The following is a 17563-nucleotide window of genomic DNA, read 5'->3' on the forward strand; positions in this document are numbered from 1 at the left end:
CAGGATGAAAATATCGGCATTTGAGCACCGATCGTTACTGCACAAAAGTCGTCGCGGCAAAACTAGATATTATTCAATGCAATTAATGCCTCCGCATCAAGTTGCAGCGCACCCGCCAACACATTCTCACGCAGATGGGCGATTGACTTGGTACCGGGAATCACGAGTATGTTCGGCGCCCGCTGTAGCAGCCATGCCAGCGCTACTTGCATCGGGTTGACCTGCATGGAGGCGGCCACGCGCGTTAAGGTGTCCGACTGCAGCGGTGTGAAACCACCGAGCGGAAAAAACGGCACGAAAGCAATCTTCTGCGCAGCCAGCGTATCGATCAGTGCGTCGTCGTCACGGTGCGCCAGATTGTATTGATTTTGCACGCAGACGATATCGGTAAATTGCTGCGCCTCTGCCACTTGCTCTGCGGTCACATTGCTAAGCCCGATGTAACGGATCAGCCCTTCTTGCTTCAACCGTACCAACGTTTCCATCGAAGCCGCTAGTGACGAATTATCGGGGCCAGTAATGCCGGGCGCGCGCAAATTGACAACATCGAGCACATCGAGTTGCAGGTTGCGCAGATTATCATGCACGGCGGCACGTAACTCCTGTGCGCTATGGGATGGTATCCATGATTCGTCTTCGCCGCGCCGGAAGCCGATCTTAGTGACGATGGTTAGCCCGTCAAAGTAAGGATGCAACGCTTCGCGAATAATTTGATTGGTAACGTGTGGCCCATAAAAGTCCGATGTGTCGATGTGGTTGATGCCCAGTTCCATTGCGTCGCGCAGAACAGCCACCGCACCAGCACGGTCCTTCGGCGGACCCCATACGTGGGGACCGGCCAGTTGCATGGCGCCATAGCCGACGCGATTAAACGAAAGGGCGCAATTGGCCGGGGTGAATTGGTCGTCGGAAAGTTGATAAATGGTCATGAAAAATCCTTGGGTTGTGTTGTGATTAGTCAGGCCTTCACCGCCAGCCTGTCTGGTTATCTAATTCTCTAATTGTCTGTCAAGCACCGTTGCGCAACTGGTCACGTCATTGTAGCCACGTCCACGTTGTGTGATAATCCGTTCAGCACCGAACGGGCTGTTCGGCATACCGCACAATCAGGTAGACAAATAATGAGTTCAGAATCTTATTCGATGGCAGATCTAGCGACCTTCGCGCTGGTGGCTCAGCACAAGGGGTTTCGTCAGGCTGCGCGCGCCAGCGAGCAATCAGCATCGACGCTCAGCGAGGCTATTCGCCGGTTAGAAAATCAGCTTGGCATACGTTTACTGCTCAGGACCACTCGCAGCGTCACGCCGACAGAGGCCGGAGCGTTGCTATTGCGGCATTTGATGCCAGCATTGGACAACGTTCACAGCGCGTTAGACGTGCTGAACGATCTGCGCGATAGTCCGCGCGGCACACTGCGTTTAAATGTGCCGGTAGTCGCGGCCCGGTTTTTTCTTTTGCCGATTATTAACGCCTTTATGAGCGCCTATCCGGACATCACGGTGGAGGTGGTGGTGGACAACAATTTTGTCGATGTCATTGCCAGCGGTTGTGACGCTGGCATACGCTACGGGGAAGAGTTGGAGCAGGATATGATCGCAGTGCCGATCGGCCCGCGTAAGCAACGCTTTGCGGTCGCTGCCGCACCATCCTATCTGGCGTTGCGCGGTATGCCGATACACCCGCGTGATTTGATGGAGCACGCTTGCTTGCGTGGTAAATTTCTCAGCGGCGCGATGCACCCTTGGGAATTCGAGCGCGACGGCAAGAAGTTGTGTGTAGAGCCAACTGGCCCACTGATCATCACGCCGACCATCGCCGACATCGCGGTCAGCGCTGCTGTAGCCGGACATGGCATCATCTATCTGTTCGAGGAATGGCTCGCGCCGTATCTGGAATCCGGTCAATTGGTGCCGATATTGGAGGAGTGGTGGCCACGCTTTCCTGGCCCGTTTTTATACTTTTCCGGACGGCGTCACCTACCGGCTCCGTTGCGGGCATTTGTCGATTTCATCCAAACACCGGTCTAACGGGAAGAAGCTGCCGACCGTTAAACTTCCTCAACTTAACTTCAATCTTATTGATAACTTAAGCATCGAATGATGTGGGTGAGGTCGATGACGTTCTTTCATTTTAAAGATGACTTTCAGGCTTGAGAGACGCTTGATATGGTGAACCGTAAAAGCTCGGCGTTTATGTAGTAGAAGGAAATGCTTTCCAAATTAAGCCTTCCTTTTAGCATACACATAGCGGCACATTGCCTCTTGGCTAATCTGCATCTCTCCACTTATATTTCTATTTTGGCTTCGGGTTACCCCATGGACGTCAGCTAAGCGAAGCTTGCCAGCAGCATTAGCGAGGTCAACCCGCGATTGCCTTCGCAAACTCCAGGAAATGCCGGGCCAGTGGCGTTACGGCGTTGGTCCTGTACGCGATGCCTAGTCCGGTGGTGCCATCGCGTTGGTCGGAAAGCGGGCGCAGGGCTACCGAACGCCCCGCCATCATCTCCCAGAGCTTGGGTACAAGTGCAACGCCCAGCCCGCTCTCAACCAGCGCAATAATGGTCTGCGCCTGTGATCCCTGCTGAACGATGCGCGGGATGAACCCGGCCTGATGACAGGCCGCGAGCACACCCAGATGCGAGGTTGGCGTCATGCGCTGCGATGGAATGATGAAGGGTTCGTCGCGTAACTCTATCAGCCGTAATGACTTGCGTCCTGCGAGCCGGTGATTCTCCGGCAACGCTGCGATATAGCGGTCACTCAGCACGGGTTCCATTGTGATCGATGCCAGCCTAGGTGTTGGAAAGCGCACTATGCCGATATCGGAGTCACCGACCTCGATTGCCTTGAGTATGGCTTGCGTATCTGCTTCGTACAAATCTAGCTCCGCTTTGGGGAATGCCTCATGAAAGCGCGCAATCGTACGCGGGACAAATGCCATCATTGATGAAGCGACAAAATGCACGCGCACCTTGCCAATGGCATTCGTGTTGGCGAGCGCGATACTTTCGCGGACCTGATCTGCATGAAATACCGCATTGCGTGCATGTTCCAGCGCAGCCTGACCAGCGGCCGTTAGCACCACACCGCGTTTGGTGCGGTCAAACAGCGCCGCACCAAGCGAGGTCTCGAGACGGCGTATGGCCATCGATAGAGGAGGTTGGGCAATATGCAAACGCGCAGCCGCCTTGTGAAAGTTAAGCGTTTCCGCGACGGCGAGAAATTGACGAAGTTGACGAAGTTCCATGGCGATACTCTTTTGATATCAGAAACGATAAAACTAATATTAGACCGGTTTCGGGTCGACGTATACGATTGACTGAGTGATAAAAAACAAAGGGAACTGGAATGGCCGAGGCAAAACAAATGGGCGATGCAGCGCCACTGGCTGGCGTCCGTATACTTGATCTGACGACTATTATGCTAGGGCCGTTCGCTAGCCAGCAACTGGGCGACTACGGCGCCGACGTGATCAAGATCGAGGCACCCGGTGGTGATGCGACGCGCCAAATCGGGCCGTCCCCCGAGGTGGACATGGCGGCTGCCTTTCTAGGTGTCAATCGCGGCAAGCGGAGTATTATTCTCGATCTTAAGCAATCGACCGCACGCGATGCGCTGTTCGCGCTGATCGACAATGCCGATGTTCTGCTACACAGCATGCGCCCGCAAAAAATGGCGGCACTCGGCTTTAGTCCCGAGGCGCTGCTTGAGCGCAATCCCCGACTCATCGTTGTTGCCGCACATGGCTTTGGTGAAGACGGCCCGTACGCGGGACGTCCCGCATACGATGACATCATCCAGGGCTTGTGCGGTCTCGCGGGGCTATCGGCGGACCAGGGTGGAGAGCCGTCCTATGTGCCGAGCGTGATTGCCGACAAAATCTGCGGCATGTTCGCTACTCAGGCAGTCTTGATGGGGCTCGTCCGGCGTGCGCGCGAAGGCAGCGGCGTCTATGTAGAAGTGCCTATGCTCGAATCGATGGTGCACTTCACACTCATCGAGCATTTCTACGGTGCACACTTCGTACCACCCGAAGGCGAAGCTGGTTATCCGCGTCTGCTGACACGCTGGCGTCGTCCATATCGGACGACCGATGGCTATGTCTGTATCGTTCCCTACACTGATCGTCATTGGCGCCTTTTTTTCAGTGAGGCGGGTGTTCCTGAATACGCTGACGATCCGCGTTTCATGGGAATCGGCGCACGCACGCGACATATCGATGAACTTTACCGGCTGGTCGGAGAGCGTGTAGCGATGTGTTCGAGCGCGGTGTGGCTTGCCGCTTGCGATCGACTCGATATTCCAGCTGCACCGCTAAATCGGCTGGCTGATCTTGAGCGCGACCCGCATCTGATGGCGGTCGGGATGTTCCCAACAGTGGATGACGCGGCACTAGGCAAGGTAAAACTGGTCGCGCCACCGATGCGGTTCAATGGCAAGCGGCCGCCTGTCGCGATGCCGCCCCGATTAGGAGAGCATACCAACGAGATTTTGGCTCAGGCGGGGATTGGTACTTCCGCCCGCGAGGCGATGCTAGCCAGCGGCGGCGCCATTCAGTTTTATCCGAACACAGCCGATGGCGAGGGTGTCGTCGAAACCAACAGTCCGGCGACGGGTTATACGATTTCTGGAGTGACATCATGAATTTTTCTTTAAACGATGAGCAACGCGCTATCCAGGATGGAGTGCGTCAGGTATGTAGTGATTTTCCAGCCGAATATTGGCTAGAGCGCGACCGCAACGGTGGCTTTCCGCTCGACTTCCATGAAGCGATTGCGCAGGCGGGCTATCTCGGCGTCTGCATGCCCGAAGCCTATGGCGGAGCCGGACTCGGGATTACCGAAGCGGCCCTGATGGTGGAAGCACTATCCGGTTCGGGTGCTGGCATGAGTGGCGTGTCTGCCATTCACATGAACATCTTTGGCCTGAACCCGGTTGTGGTGTTTGGCACGGAAGCGCAAAAGCAGAGAATTCTACCGCCGTTGATCATGGGCAAGGAGAAGGCTTGTTTCGCGGTAACAGAACCCAACACGGGCCTCGATACAACCCGCCTCAAGACCTTCGCCCGCCGCGATGGAGATCGTTATCTTGTTACCGGCCGCAAGGTATGGATTTCGACTGCTCAAGTCACCGAAAAAATGCTATTGCTGGCTCGCACCACACCAATTGAGGAGTGCAAAAAGCCAGTTGACGGCCTGAGCTTGTTCTACACTGATCTTGACCGGCGCTATGTAGACGTGCGCGAAATCGAAAAGATGGGACGCAAATGCGTCGACTCGAACGAATTGTTTATCGATGATCTGCCGGTACCTGCGGACGACCTGATCGGGGTCGAAGGCCAGGGCTTCCGTAACATCCTTCATGGTATGAATCCAGAACGCACACTGGTCGGCGCCGCCGCCGTCGGTCTGGGCCGTGCCGCATTAACACGTGCCGCTGGCTACGCCAACGAGCGGGTGGTATTCGGTCGACCGATCGGGAAGAACCAAGGTATCCAGCATCCGCTCGCACAGTGTTGGATGGACCTCGAGGCTGCGTGGTTAATGGTGCTTCATTCGGCCTGGAAATACGATCAGGGTCTTCCGTGTGGCGCGGAAGCGAACGCGGCGAAGTACTTGGCGGGGGAAGCCTGCTTTCGCGCTTGTGAAGCGGCTGTTTTGACCCATGGCGGTTTCGGTTATGCGAAGGAATACCACGTCGAGCGCTACTTTCGGGAAGCGATGCTGCTGCGCATTGCGCCGGTCAGCATGCAGATGATCTTCTCGTTTATTGCTGAGAAGGTGCTCGGACTGCCGAGATCCTACTAAGACACTATGCGTAACGTGTAATGGCCTGCAGTCAAACTTTTGAGGGAAGATACGATGAGCGATAACAATACCGAAGGAACCGATCTTGGTCGGATCGGCATCGGCATGATGTGGGAAGAGTTTGTGCCGGGTACGCGCTGGCACACGGCCGGACGCACGATCACCGAAACCGACCTCGTATCTTTTATTAACCTCACCTGGTTTACCGAAGAGCTTTTCACCAATCGTCACGATCAAAGTGTCAATGTGATTGGCGGGCGTCCGGTACCCGCGGGCCTGGTATTCACGATGGCCGAAGGGCTGGTCTCGCCATCGCTTGATCGTACCGGCCTCGCATTTCTACACACCGACCTTGATGTAAAGCACGCGATCCAGATCGGCGACACGATCTATGTACATTGCAAGGTCATCGAGCGGCGCGAGTCGAAGAAGCTGGATCGGGGCTTGGTGCGCACGGAGAACACCGTCGTTTCGGGGGATGGTACTCCGCTCATGGTGTACCGTCCGCTGCGACTGGTGCGACGTAGGCATGTATCGAGTGCGCCGGCCCATGCGTGACTGGACATGGAATGGACCTGGCGTAATTAACTGAAGGGCCATGCGGGGCTTACCGCATGTTTTGATAAATAAGACGGAGACAATCACTATGTTGAATGCGCACACAGATGCGTTACCGAGGTTCGAAGTAGCATCTGACACTGAACAGCCCACAGCGAGATTACTGTTCGCCGGTTGCGTCGGCAATGCTCTGGAGTGGTTCGACTGGCTGGTCTACACCGGCTTCGCGATCTTCTTCACCAAGCAGTTCTTTCCGACCAACAACGAGACGACATCCCTATTGTCGACGTTCGCAGTTTTTGCGGTTGGCTTCAGCATGCGCCCGATAGGCGGCTGGTTGACGGGCGCATTTGCCGATCGTTACGGACGTCGTACCGCCCTTGCATGGACCATCGGCTTGATGGGAGGCTCGTCGCTGCTGATTGCGATATTACCGACCTTTCATCAAATCGGAATCGCAGCACCGATTGCGCTGACCATCTTGAGGATGCTGCAAGGTCTGTCTGCGGGAGGTGAATATGGTGCGTCGGCGGCTTATATGGCGGAATCGGCACCGCCTGCGAAACGCGGATTTTATGCCAGCTTCATGTACGTCGGTGTCGCCTCGGGACTTTTGCTAGCCTCTATATTAACTTGGGCGATGACGTATTTCGTTGGTACTCCGACGCTTGAAGCTTGGGCTTGGCGCATACCTTTCTTCATCGGTGGATGTGCCTCGATCTTCGGCGGTTGGCTGCGCTACGGCATACGTGAAACTGACACATTTATCGCTTTGCGCGCGCGCGGAATTAAGCGTCGTTCTCTATTGTGGATTTGGCGAAATCATCGTCGAGAGGTGCTGCGCGTGATCGGCATCGCGGCGCTTGGGGCGCCCAGCTTTTATCTGTTCGTCAGCTACATACCTGTTTACGCGATCCGCCATGCGGGTGCGGTTCCGAGCGTCGCATTCGGTGCCGCAACTGCTGGCATCGCGGTGTTCCTCATCTCACAGCCGTTCTTCGGCATGCTGTCCGACCGCATTGGTCGTCGGCCACCGCTCATCGCCTTCGCGCTGTTAAATGTGTTGTTCCTGTACCCAGTCGTTATGTCGACTGGCGCAAGCTTTACGTCAGTTTTTCTGGTGGAGTGCTTCGGTCTCTTGAGCTACGGACTATATTCAGCGATCGCTCCGACGGTCATGGCCGAGGTCTTCAGCGCTGAGATCCGGGTCACTAGCATCGGCACGGTCTATAACCTGGTGGTTGCGTTGATCGGCGGTACGACGCCCTATCTGATGACGTATTTCGCATCACGTCATCAGGAAGGTTGGTTCATCACTTATGTGATCTTTTGGGCATTTATCAGCCTGATCACTTACATCATCATGCCGGAGACGCGCGGCATCAGCCTTGATCCGGGCAAGTGACTCGCGAGATGACCCGATGACGCAATACGCGAATAACTTTCACCCGGCTTGCCTCTTCTTTATGAACTCCGACCATCATGACACCTTACACAGAAAACCTATCCAATTCGATCTCCAATGGACACGTCAGCATTACGACGCAGGGCGAGGTTGCCGTGGTGACTATCGATCATCCGCCTGTCAATGCGCTCTCACGTTCCGTGCGACGAGAGCTTCTCGCTACCTTCGCGTTGATCAGCGCCGACCAACAGGTGAGGGCTGTTGTACTTGCCTGCGCCGGGCGCACGTTCGTCGCGGGGGCTGATATAGGTGAGTTTTCTGATCGCAGTGGCGTACTAATGACCAGCGAACCCGATCCGAATGAGGTGATTGCCGCAATCGAACAATGCGGTAAGCCTGTGGTGGCCGCACTGTTCGGTCATACGTTGGGTGGCGGACTTGAATTAGCACTGGGCTGCCATGCGCGCATCGCCCACGTCGATACGCGTATCGGGTTTCCCGAAATCACGCTGGGTGTAATTCCTGGAGCCGGGGGAACGCAACGTTTGCCGCGCCTGGTCGGCCTACCGCTGGCGCTAGAGATGATCTTAACCGGCAAGTTGCTCTGGGCGCAGGACGCACTCGCCGTAGGACTGATCGATGCAGTGATCTCGACTAACGACGATTTGGTAGGGCGGGCGATCGCTTATGCTACAGAGCTTGCCCTCAAGGCTAACGCCGGCCTGTTGGCGCGTGACCGTGCGGTCGATGTCGCCAACATGCCGGTTGGATTGTTCGCCAAAGCACGCGCTGAGAAGACTCGCAACCGCGCTCAGGCGCGTGCGCGTATTGCAGCAATCGATGTTATTGAGGCAGCAGTGGAGCAGCAGTTCGACGAGGCACTGCGGTTCGAGCGCATGCAGTTTGTGGCCTGCAATGCAAGTCCCGAGGCAGCGGCATTGCAGCACGCCTTCTTTGCGCAGCGTGCCGCCACAAAAATTGCCGGTGTGAGTTCTATGACAAAGCGCCGCCCTCTGGCGTCAGTTGGTATCGTGGGAGGTGGCACGATGGGACGCGGTATTGCCATTGCCTTTATGAACGCAGGTATTGCGGTCGTATTACTTGAAGTCAGTACCATCGCGCGCGATGCCGCGCTGGCTGCCATTTCGGCCGAATACGAGCGCGGTGTGAAGGCTGGCCGGATCGACGTGAAGACGGCCCTTGCCTGCGTTGGGCGCTTGGCAGGAGCGCTTGACGATGCGGCACTGGCCACTTGCGATCTGGTGCTGGAAGCCGTGTACGAGAATCTTGAGATCAAGCAGGCGGTATGCCGACGGCTGGGCCATATTGCAAAGCCCGGGGCGATCATTGCGACCAATACGTCGACGCTGGATGTCGACGTGCTCGCGGCTGCCACTGGCCGTCCGCAAGATGTAGTCGGCTTGCATTTTTTTAGTCCTGCGAACGTGATGAAGTTACTCGAGATAGTGCGCGGTAAAGAGACCTTGCCCGATGTGCTGGCAACGGTTATGGCATTAGCTACCAGACTCGGAAAGGTACCGGTGGTGTCGGGCGTTTGCTACGGCTTCATTGGCAACCGGATGCTCGAAGGCTATCTCCGCGAAACCGAGGCGATGCTTTTAGAGGGATTGACTCCGCGTCGTATCGATACCGCCCTCGAGCAATTCGGCATGGCGATGGGACCATGCCGCATGATGGATCTGGCAGGAGTAGATGTCTGTGCCAAGGTAGTGGAAGAGCGCGGGAAGGAGGGCAAGCTACTGTCCGATCCGACCTATCGCATTGTCTGTCGAGAATTGGCCGCGCTAGACCGTTTCGGCCAGAAGTCCGGTAGCGGCTTCTATCGCTACGATGGACGCACGGCGCGCGACGACGCCGCTGTTGATGAAATCTGTTCCAAGCTTGGGACACTAGCCGGAATCGCTCGCCGCAACGACATAACGGATGAAGAGATTGTCGAGCGCTGTTTGCTACCGCTTATCAACGAGGGTGCGCACATTATGGAGGAGGGCGTAGCTACCCGACCGGGGGATATCGACATCGTTTGGCTTGCTGGTTATGGCTTCCCACCTGAGCGTGGCGGCCCGATGTATTACGCTGATACACTCGGCCGTCAACTGGTGTCCGACCGCCTTGACGATTATGGTCGCAGACGCGGCAACCGTTTCGGCTATTGGACGCCAGCGGCATCACTAGGCCGTGCCAGCTAATTTGGTCGGTCAACCATCATCACGGGAGCGTCTTCATCAGCGCAGCCCTTTCCGGAGTCAGACATGAGAGAAGCGGTTATTGTTTCCACAGCGCGCACGCCGATCGGGCGCGCTTTCAAGGGCGCGTTCAACGCCGTCCACTCGCCGACCTTGCTTGGACACGCACTGCGCCACGCGGTCGAGCGGGCAGGTGTCGAGGCTGCGGAGATCGAGGACTTCGTTGCCGGAACCGTGCTTGGTGCCGGTACCGCCGGGATGAACGTTGCGCGCAATGCAGTTTTCGCGGCAGGTCTGCCGGTCAGTGTGGCAGCGCAAACGATCGACCGGCAATGCGCATCGGGGTTGATGGCGATTGCGATTGCCGCCAAGCAAATCATTGTCGATAAAATGGATATAGTCGCGGCTGGAGGGCAGGACAATATTTCAGCACTTCAGCAGCGCTACTTCGACTGGATCAAGGAAACCCGCGATCCCGCAGTCGATATATGGGTCCCACACGCTTACATGCCTATGCTGCTAACCGCCGAAAACGTTGCCAACCGATACAAGATCAGTCGCGAGGCGCAGGATGCGCTGGCGTATGAATCACAGCGGCGGACCGCAGCGGCGCAGTTGGCAGGGCGTTTTTCGGCTGAAATCGTACCTTTGGCGACGACCATGACGCTGACCGATAAGGCCACTGGCACCGTGATCAAGCGTGATGTCACTCTGGACCGGGATGAGGGCAACCGGCCGGAGACGACGCGTGAATCTCTCGCTGCTCTAGCCGCGGTGATCGACGGCGGCACGGTAACTGCTGGTAATGCGAGCCAACTATCGGATGGCGCCAGTGCGTGCGTGTTGATGGAAGCGGGAATGGCAGCACGCCGCGCGTTAACACCACTCGGTATCTATCGCGGTATCGCAGTGGTGGGCAATGCGCCCGAGGAAATGGGCATCGGTCCGGTCTACGCTGTCCCGAAGTTATTGAAACACCATGGACTGACGATCGACGATATCGATCTCTGGGAGATGAACGAGGCATTCGCATGCCAGGCTCTCTACTGTCGCGACAGGTTAGGAATCGATCCCGCTCGGATGAATGTGAATGGAGGCGCTATATCGATCGGTCATCCCTACGGTATGACCGGTGCGCGCATGGTCGGGCATGCATTGCTAGAGGGGCGGCGGCGCAACGCGAAGTATGTAGTGGTGACGATGTGTGTCGGCGGTGGCATGGGTGCCGCCGGTCTGTTCGAGGTGCTGCCATGAATATTGATGCGCAATCCGCCATCAGCCAAGTTGAACACGTAACGACTGTGGTACTGCAACATTAGTTGATTAGGGCGATCTGCTTCATACAATTCGACGGACCTTCGCCGTTCGGTTACATCAACAAGGCGATGACCTGCGCCATATCATCGCGCTTCTCGGCTACGAAACGCTGACCGCAACAAAGAACCTTATCGACGCCGATCCGGTACGCCTTGGCGCTATTTTGGCTACAGTCATTTGATCGAGACAGCAAAGTAAGCTGAGAGCAATGTTTTCAGAAGTGCTATGAATAGTTTCCTACAGCCATTAAGTACTAACCATTAAGCGGATGCATTCAAAACCTATCCAAATGCAACACATTCGCAATGACCTAGATTTCGCATAATGTATATTATGTAAAATCAAAGAAGGAAAATAATCTTGGCCCTTTTCTGTTGATCCGCACGATAATTTAGAACTTCGTGCATTGGCCCGATTTTCTGTTTGCGAGGGCTGGTGACCTCCACTCCACTCAATTTGATCGTGCTGCCGATGCTCGCGCTGCGTTTCGGACAATTCGGTACGGACACACAAGACCATCACGAAGACAGTTTGTCGGCGATATCCAGAAACGTGGCTTACTTGAGTCGCTTGATGAATACTCGCCGGTTTTGTATCAGCCTAATGAAAACGGGGCATTCACGCACTATGGGGCAAGCCTAAATTTTGATTGGCAGGGACGGCGATATCCAGCAGCTTCGGCTTAGGCAAATGCAAGCTTTCCATAAGCGTAATGAAGTCGGTTCGGTTGTTACCTGCCAGCCGCGCGTTATGTACCTTCTCCCAACCGATGGTCGAGGCTGAACGACCCTTGTAATCATGGGCAGGCCATACTTTCGTGCCTTCTGCTAGTGTAAATAGTTTCGTTGTCACGGAAGTATAAAGTGCATCGGCACTGCCACTCTGGAAATCCGTACGACCACAACCATCAATCAACAGGGTGTCGCCCGTAAACACGTTATCGCGCCAAAGATAGGACATACTGCCGGCAGTATGTCCTGGCGTATGAATGACATAAATTTCTTCGGCATCAGCAAATACAATCCGATCGCCATCATTGAGCTGCAAATCGGCAGGCCCGATACCACATCCGGTTGGAGCGCCTGACTTAGCTCCTGTAATTTGACATAGTTTTCCTGCCGAAGTGACATGGTCTGCATGGGCATGGGTTTCTAGTACATAAGCAAGGGTTAGGCCGAGTCTGTCCAATTGCTGCAAATCACGCTCCCAATGCCGTGCGACCGGGTCTATGATCACCGCTGTCGTCTGACCGGGAATAAATAGGAGATAAGTGAATGTAGAGGATTCGGTATCGAATAACTGAAGTGGATTCATGATTGTTCTTCCTGAAATGACATCTGAAGTGCATATAGAAAAAGCTGTATGGTGGTTGGTGCTTAATTTCCGACGGCTGCTTTAGTCATTAAAGCGACTGCAACAAGTGTCGAAATCAACGCGAAACTTTTTTGTAACTGGGGTCCTGCGAGACGGCCAGACACTATTCACTATTCGCCCTCCTAACATACCGCTTATAGCGCCTGCCGAAAATGGCAATGCCACTATCCAGTCAAGATGGTTGGCTACAGCGCTACTGATCACACCCGATACGGAAACAAGCGCAATTACCGCCAAGGATGTTGCCAGCACTGACTGTGCATGCAGATTAGTATATCGCTGTAGCGCTGGTACCGTCACAAAGCCGCCTCCAACACCCAGCAGGCCTGACAACAAGCCAGCAATTACCCCGGATAGCGAAAGCACCCGGGCGCACGGTAGCGTCCAGATCAGTTTACCGATGAGGATCGTTATCGCAACCCTGCCCTGTCCGTTATGTTCGATCTCATACCTTACCCGACCGCGCCAGCCACTCGCGGCCTTTGAGCATTAACTGCCAATAGATCGCAGGCAGCAGGTTTTTCTTGAGCACCCATGCAGAACGCCGGGCGACTGTGGGATCGATTGGAAACGTCGGCAACAATTTGCCACCGTAGCCAAATTCGGCTAATACTACTTTTCCGATTTCAACGGTTAATGGACAAGCGCCGTAGCCGTCATATTCGGTGATCAGAGCGTGCTGTTGACGCAGCGCCAGTAGATTTTCTGCTACCACGACGATTTGCTTGCGTACAGCGGCGACCGTCTTGGCATTTGGTGTAGAACAGGCGTCGCCGAGACCGAAGATGGTTGGGTAGCGTACATGCTGCAACGTTTTTTGGTCGACCTCTACCCAGCCATCGACATTCCCCAGGCGGCTGGCTTTGATGACATCATGCGGAACCTGAGGCGGTACTACATGCAGAAAGTCGAACGTTTTTTCTACCCTGCTGGTCTGGCCGTTGCTGTCTTTGACATCAAACCATGCCTTACGGGCTGGTCCGTCAACCGCCACCAGATTTGAATTGAATTGCAAATTAGCCTTATAACGTTCGATATAACGCATCAAGGCTGGCACAAATGCCGCCACACCAAACAACGCGCCGCCAGCATTGTCGAATTCGACGCTGATATTGGACAACACACCTTGCGCCTCCCAATAGGAGCACGACAGATACAACGCTTTTTGCGGCGCACCAGCACATTTGATCGGCATCGCGGGCTGGGTGAAAATGGCGCGGCCTGATCGCAGCGTTTGCACCAACGACCAAGTGTACGGTGCGAGGTCAAACCGATAATTCGACGTCACGCCATTGCTTCCTAATGTCGCTTCAAGACCGGCTATACCCGCCCAGTACAATTTTAAACCTGGTGCAACGATCAAGTATTGGTAGCAGTGGGTGGAGCCGTCTGAAAGGGTCAGTTGTTGATTTTCCGGATCAAAGCTGCTGGCGCACTGTTTTAACCACCGGACGGACCCCGGTATCAGGCTCGTTGTGGGTCTGACGGTGTCGGCGATATCGAATTCACCGGCACCGACCAAGCTCCAGGCCGGCTGGTAGTAGTGCTGTTCGCTGGGCTCGATGATACTGATCTGCAGTCCCGGCTCGCGCCGCAGCAGGCTAGCCGCCACGCCGATTCCACCAGCGCCACCACCGACGATGAGTACCTCGTGGCTAACTGGCTGAGCAACAATTTTTTCGTCAGTTGCGGCAAGCGTGGCCGACGCGGCGTCCTGGGCCAGTTGAAACAATGTGGAGGCGCGTCGCCCACTGCGGCAATAAGCGAGAACCGGAGGTGGCAGGTCGATGAGTAGTTGCCTGAAACTATACACGTCCTGCGCGTTGATCTGGTGAAGGACTACCGGCAAATAAGCGGCGTGTAATCCGATGGTATGCGCCTCGGATGCGATTTCCGAAAAATCCGTTTGCTCCGCGTCTCCTTCAGCATCTGGACGATTGCACATTACACTGCGATAACCGGCAGCGCCAATGGCCGCCAGATCGGCAACTGTTATCTGGCCAGTTATTGAAAAATCTTCCGTCACTTTTACAATCGGCTCCATACTTTTGCCCCCTCCAATACGCTTGGCACAATGATCAACTCAACCGTTAAACTGCTCCATACCTATAGATTGCATAGCACTCCTGATTGTATTATTTATAGAACTTCTAAGAAACATGCCTCAATATTTACATTGCATCTACGGGGGGATGTTCAACGGGAAGATTCTGGGTGCAAGAAATAAGCGTAAAGAGAAGTATGGTGTTGCCAGCGGCCAGGCCGTGAACATCAGTGCTATTGGCTACACCGAATATTTATTGTAGTGGATGACACATTGCACGCACATCGACATAGGCACTGATTCAACCGTTACTGACGCGACAGCGATATCTCGCCAGCGCTCTCAAGTTTGGCTTATTACCCTTGCGTTTTTTTGTGTTCCTTGCCTTTCCGCCGCTTCCCAGCAGAAGTGGCTCCACCTCGCTGTCAATGCTATATTGCCGCACCGAACATTGCTCCTACCGATGATGTCACGCTCATAGCTAACACGCTCCAGAACGTGACGCGGATCACGCCGGGGAGAATTTTCGCCCCACCCGTTTTTGCGGCCAGTCCGCCCAGAAAGGCAAGTGAAATCAACGCGGCAATTGCCACCGCCGGTATAAGATGCGCTTCAGGAACAATGACTGCGACCGTTAGCGGCAATATTGCTCCGACGATAAAACTGGATGCCGAAGCACATGCGGCCTGCAAAGGTCTGGCGATTGCGCCGGAAAATATACCTAGTTCATCACGCGCATGGGCGCCCAGCGCATCGTGTGCCATCAACTTCGCAGCTACTTGTTTCGCAAGGGGAAAATCGAGACCGCGCCCTACATAAATCGCGGTTAACTCCCGATGCTCGCTATCGAAATCGGCAGCAATTTCTGCGCTTTCTTCTGCCAAAGCAGCTTTTTCGGAATCAGCTTGTGAATGGACGGATACATATTCCCCTGTCGCCATGGCCATCGCACCGGCTGCCAGGCCGGTCACTCCGGTAATCAAAATACTGCCATGGGCGGCATGGGCTGCTGCGACACCCAGCACTAGACTTGCCGTGGAAATAATGCCGTCATTGGCCCCCAGAACTGCAGCGCGTAACCAGCCTATTTTTTCAATACTATGTCGTTCGTCATGCCGCATGATATTTTTCTCGTTAATGTTTTAATCAGGGACGTGGCGTGCAGATTGAGGATACCGGGCGCCAGCGGGCCTTATTTTATAGGGGCGCCTATTGAATGCCAACACAAGATACTGGGAATCATATTGGGAATGATTGCCGTTACACCGAGTGTTGCGATAGCGCAATCTTCCGCTCTTTATTGGCGGCAAACACGTGTCGTTTTTTTCGGTGGTGATCATTTCAGAATCGTACCCGCCTCAACAAAATAGGATCGTCAATGTGGTTGCCCATGATCCAGATCGGGAAAATTGGCATGGGTGTGGACTAATAAGAAAATAGACTGGATAGTTGAAAAAAATATCGCTTTAGCACACCAAATAAAAACTTACCACTGAACTATGTTGATTGTTGAATATGAGGTAATTTTTATCAAATCATATAATGATATTATATTAAAATATATAGTATAATTTATCTTAGTATAGTGTACAAACAGATTGGAAATACAGATGAAAAGTAATGGAGAAAGCATCGATATCCAAGCGATGCGACTGGCCGCCTTGCAAGCCAGTGGTTTGTTGAAAGCGCTGGCAAATCCCGATCGCTTGCTGTTGCTGTGCCAGTTAAGCCAGAGCGAGCACAGCGTGGGCGAACTCGAAACCTTGACCGCTATCTTGCAACCGACGTTGTCACAGCAACTCAGCGTGTTGCGCGAAGAAAGCTTGGTGAGTACCAGACGCGAGGGCAAACAGATTTTTTACAGTATTGCCAGCAAGCCCGCCATGGCCGTGATGCAGGTTTTATATGAACAATTTTGCGCCGCCAACGCAGGAGAGAGTAATGATTGACTGGGGCCACTTCACGCCATGGTCCGCGCTGGCGGGTGGACTATTGATCGGGCTCGCCGCCACGCTGTTTTTATTCTTCAACGGCCGTATTGCCGGTATCAGCGGCATCGTAGGCGGGCTATTGCGCCCGACCTCCGGCGACGTCGGCTGGCGTGTTGCCTTTCTCTCTGGCTTGATCGTTGCGCCCCTGATGTATCAAGGGATAGCCCCACTTCCCTTCGTTCAAATTGATGCCGATACGGCCACCCTGATCGTAGCCGGACTGCTGGTCGGACTCGGAACACGCTATGGTGCCGGTTGTACCAGCGGGCATGGCGTGTGCGGTTTATCGCGCCTGTCACCACGTTCAATGGTCGCCACTGTCCTGTTCATGCTGGCCGGTGGCATGACCGTGTTCATCCTTCGCCATTTGATCAATTAAGGAGCGCGGCATGCAACTAATGACAGCATTATTGAGTGGACTCATTTTTGGAATCGGCCTGATTATTTCTGGTATGACCGACCCGTCCAAGGTGATCGGTTTTCTGGATGTGAGCGGCAAATGGGATCCGTCGCTGGCAATGGTGATGGGAGGCGCGATTCTGGTAGGTCTGGTTGCATTTCGCTGCGCCCGCACGCGCACCAAGTCGCTCCTGGGCGCGCCGATGCGTCTGCCTACGGCGCGACAAATCGATCGTCGTCTGATCTTTGGTGCACTGGCATTTGGTGCCGGTTGGGGGCTGGCTGGCTACTGTCCTGGCCCTGTTTTAGTATCTTTGACGACCGGTTCGGGCAAGCCCTGGATTTTTACGTTGGCAATGTTGAGCGGCATGGTGATGTTTGAGATCATCGAACGTTACTCGGCGAACGTATCTAAAAAAACTGCCTGGAAAGGTTGATCGTTCCCTCGGCACATTTGCTTAA

At 54.6% G+C, this 17563-nt stretch carries 16 protein-coding genes and 1 pseudogene; 10 read left to right on the forward strand and 7 right to left on the reverse strand.

All coding sequences use genetic code 11. The annotated features are described in order from the left end of the window. Window positions 1-62: 62 nt before the first annotated feature. Complete coding sequence (locus tag QN379_RS16040) at window positions 63-929, reverse strand: oxidoreductase (RefSeq protein WP_322238638.1); 867 nt, start codon at window positions 927-929, stop codon at window positions 63-65. 192 nt (window positions 930-1121) lie between these two features. On the opposite strand from QN379_RS16040, the gene QN379_RS16045 reads away from it, so the two are divergent. Further along, on the forward strand, window positions 1122-2027 hold the full coding sequence (locus QN379_RS16045; protein ID WP_322238639.1) for a LysR family transcriptional regulator: 906 nt from the start codon (window positions 1122-1124) through the stop codon (window positions 2025-2027). A 331-nt stretch (window positions 2028-2358) separates the two neighbouring features. Here QN379_RS16045 and QN379_RS16050 read toward each other — a convergent pair whose 3' ends face one another. Further along, window positions 2359-3246, reverse strand: coding sequence for a LysR family transcriptional regulator (locus tag QN379_RS16050; RefSeq protein WP_322238640.1), 888 nt, complete (start codon window positions 3244-3246; stop codon window positions 2359-2361). Between the two features lie 101 nt (window positions 3247-3347). Here QN379_RS16050 and QN379_RS16055 point away from each other — a divergent pair, with 101 nt between their 5' ends. The 6 genes from QN379_RS16055 (at window position 3348) to QN379_RS16080 (ending at window position 11230) form a co-directional block, all read left to right on the forward strand. Then, window positions 3348-4643, forward strand: coding sequence for a CoA transferase (locus QN379_RS16055; RefSeq protein WP_323507064.1), 1296 nt, complete (start codon window positions 3348-3350; stop codon window positions 4641-4643). Further along, complete coding sequence (locus QN379_RS16060) at window positions 4640-5806, forward strand: acyl-CoA dehydrogenase family protein (protein ID WP_322238642.1); 1167 nt, start codon at window positions 4640-4642, stop codon at window positions 5804-5806. Before QN379_RS16055 ends, QN379_RS16060 begins: the two co-directional genes overlap by 4 nt. Before the next feature lie 39 nt (window positions 5807-5845). Further along, a complete protein-coding gene (locus tag QN379_RS16065) occupies window positions 5846-6364 on the forward strand; it encodes an acyl dehydratase (protein ID WP_323507065.1) in 519 nt (172 codons plus the stop codon). A gap of 88 nt (window positions 6365-6452) precedes the next feature. Continuing rightward, window positions 6453-7769 carry an MFS transporter gene (locus tag QN379_RS16070; RefSeq protein WP_322238644.1) on the forward strand — a complete coding sequence of 439 codons (1317 nt, stop codon included), beginning with the start codon at window positions 6453-6455 and terminating at the stop codon, window positions 7767-7769. A gap of 77 nt (window positions 7770-7846) precedes the next feature. After that, entirely contained in the window at window positions 7847-9979 is a 2133-nt protein-coding gene (locus QN379_RS16075; protein WP_323507066.1) for a 3-hydroxyacyl-CoA dehydrogenase NAD-binding domain-containing protein, read from the forward strand. Between the two features lie 63 nt (window positions 9980-10042). Continuing rightward, window positions 10043-11230, forward strand: coding sequence for an acetyl-CoA C-acyltransferase (locus QN379_RS16080; protein ID WP_323507067.1), 1188 nt, complete (start codon window positions 10043-10045; stop codon window positions 11228-11230). 681 nt (window positions 11231-11911) lie between these two features. On the opposite strand, the gene QN379_RS16085 is transcribed toward QN379_RS16080, so the two are convergent. The 5 genes and pseudogenes from QN379_RS16085 to QN379_RS16105 form a co-directional block, all read right to left on the reverse strand. After that, complete coding sequence (locus tag QN379_RS16085; protein WP_322238647.1) at window positions 11912-12607, reverse strand: MBL fold metallo-hydrolase; 696 nt, start codon at window positions 12605-12607, stop codon at window positions 11912-11914. Between the two features lie 81 nt (window positions 12608-12688). Next, window positions 12689-13033: a sulfite exporter TauE/SafE family protein gene (locus QN379_RS16090; protein ID WP_322238649.1), complete on the reverse strand. Its 345-nt coding sequence runs from the start codon at window positions 13031-13033 to the stop codon at window positions 12689-12691. Between the two features lie 79 nt (window positions 13034-13112). Further along, a complete protein-coding gene (locus tag QN379_RS16095; protein WP_322240668.1) occupies window positions 13113-14342 on the reverse strand; it encodes an FAD/NAD(P)-binding oxidoreductase in 1230 nt (409 codons plus the stop codon). A gap of 45 nt (window positions 14343-14387) precedes the next feature. Then, window positions 14388-14711, reverse strand: a pseudogene (locus QN379_RS16100) (TIGR01244 family sulfur transferase); the annotation flags it as partial. Between the two features lie 431 nt (window positions 14712-15142). Beyond that, entirely contained in the window at window positions 15143-15832 is a 690-nt protein-coding gene (locus QN379_RS16105) for a VIT family protein (RefSeq protein ID WP_322238651.1), read from the reverse strand. Between the two features lie 489 nt (window positions 15833-16321). Here QN379_RS16105 and QN379_RS16110 point away from each other — a divergent pair, with 489 nt between their 5' ends. Genes QN379_RS16110 through QN379_RS16120 form a run of 3 tightly spaced genes read left to right on the forward strand, consistent with a single transcriptional unit; the run spans window position 16322 to window position 17538 of the window. Continuing rightward, window positions 16322-16660, forward strand: coding sequence for a metalloregulator ArsR/SmtB family transcription factor (locus QN379_RS16110; RefSeq protein ID WP_322238653.1), 339 nt, complete (start codon window positions 16322-16324; stop codon window positions 16658-16660). Next, window positions 16653-17081, forward strand: coding sequence for a YeeE/YedE family protein (locus QN379_RS16115; protein WP_322238655.1), 429 nt, complete (start codon window positions 16653-16655; stop codon window positions 17079-17081). The genes QN379_RS16110 and QN379_RS16115 overlap by 8 nt, the downstream gene beginning before the upstream one ends. Window positions 17082-17091: 10 nt before the next feature. Continuing rightward, window positions 17092-17538 carry a YeeE/YedE family protein gene (locus QN379_RS16120; RefSeq protein WP_322238657.1) on the forward strand — a complete coding sequence of 149 codons (447 nt, stop codon included), beginning with the start codon at window positions 17092-17094 and terminating at the stop codon, window positions 17536-17538. Window positions 17539-17563 lie beyond the last annotated feature (25 nt).

Source organism: Glaciimonas sp. Gout2, assembly GCF_035018905.1.
Lineage (GTDB): Bacteria > Pseudomonadota > Gammaproteobacteria > Burkholderiales > Burkholderiaceae_D > Glaciimonas.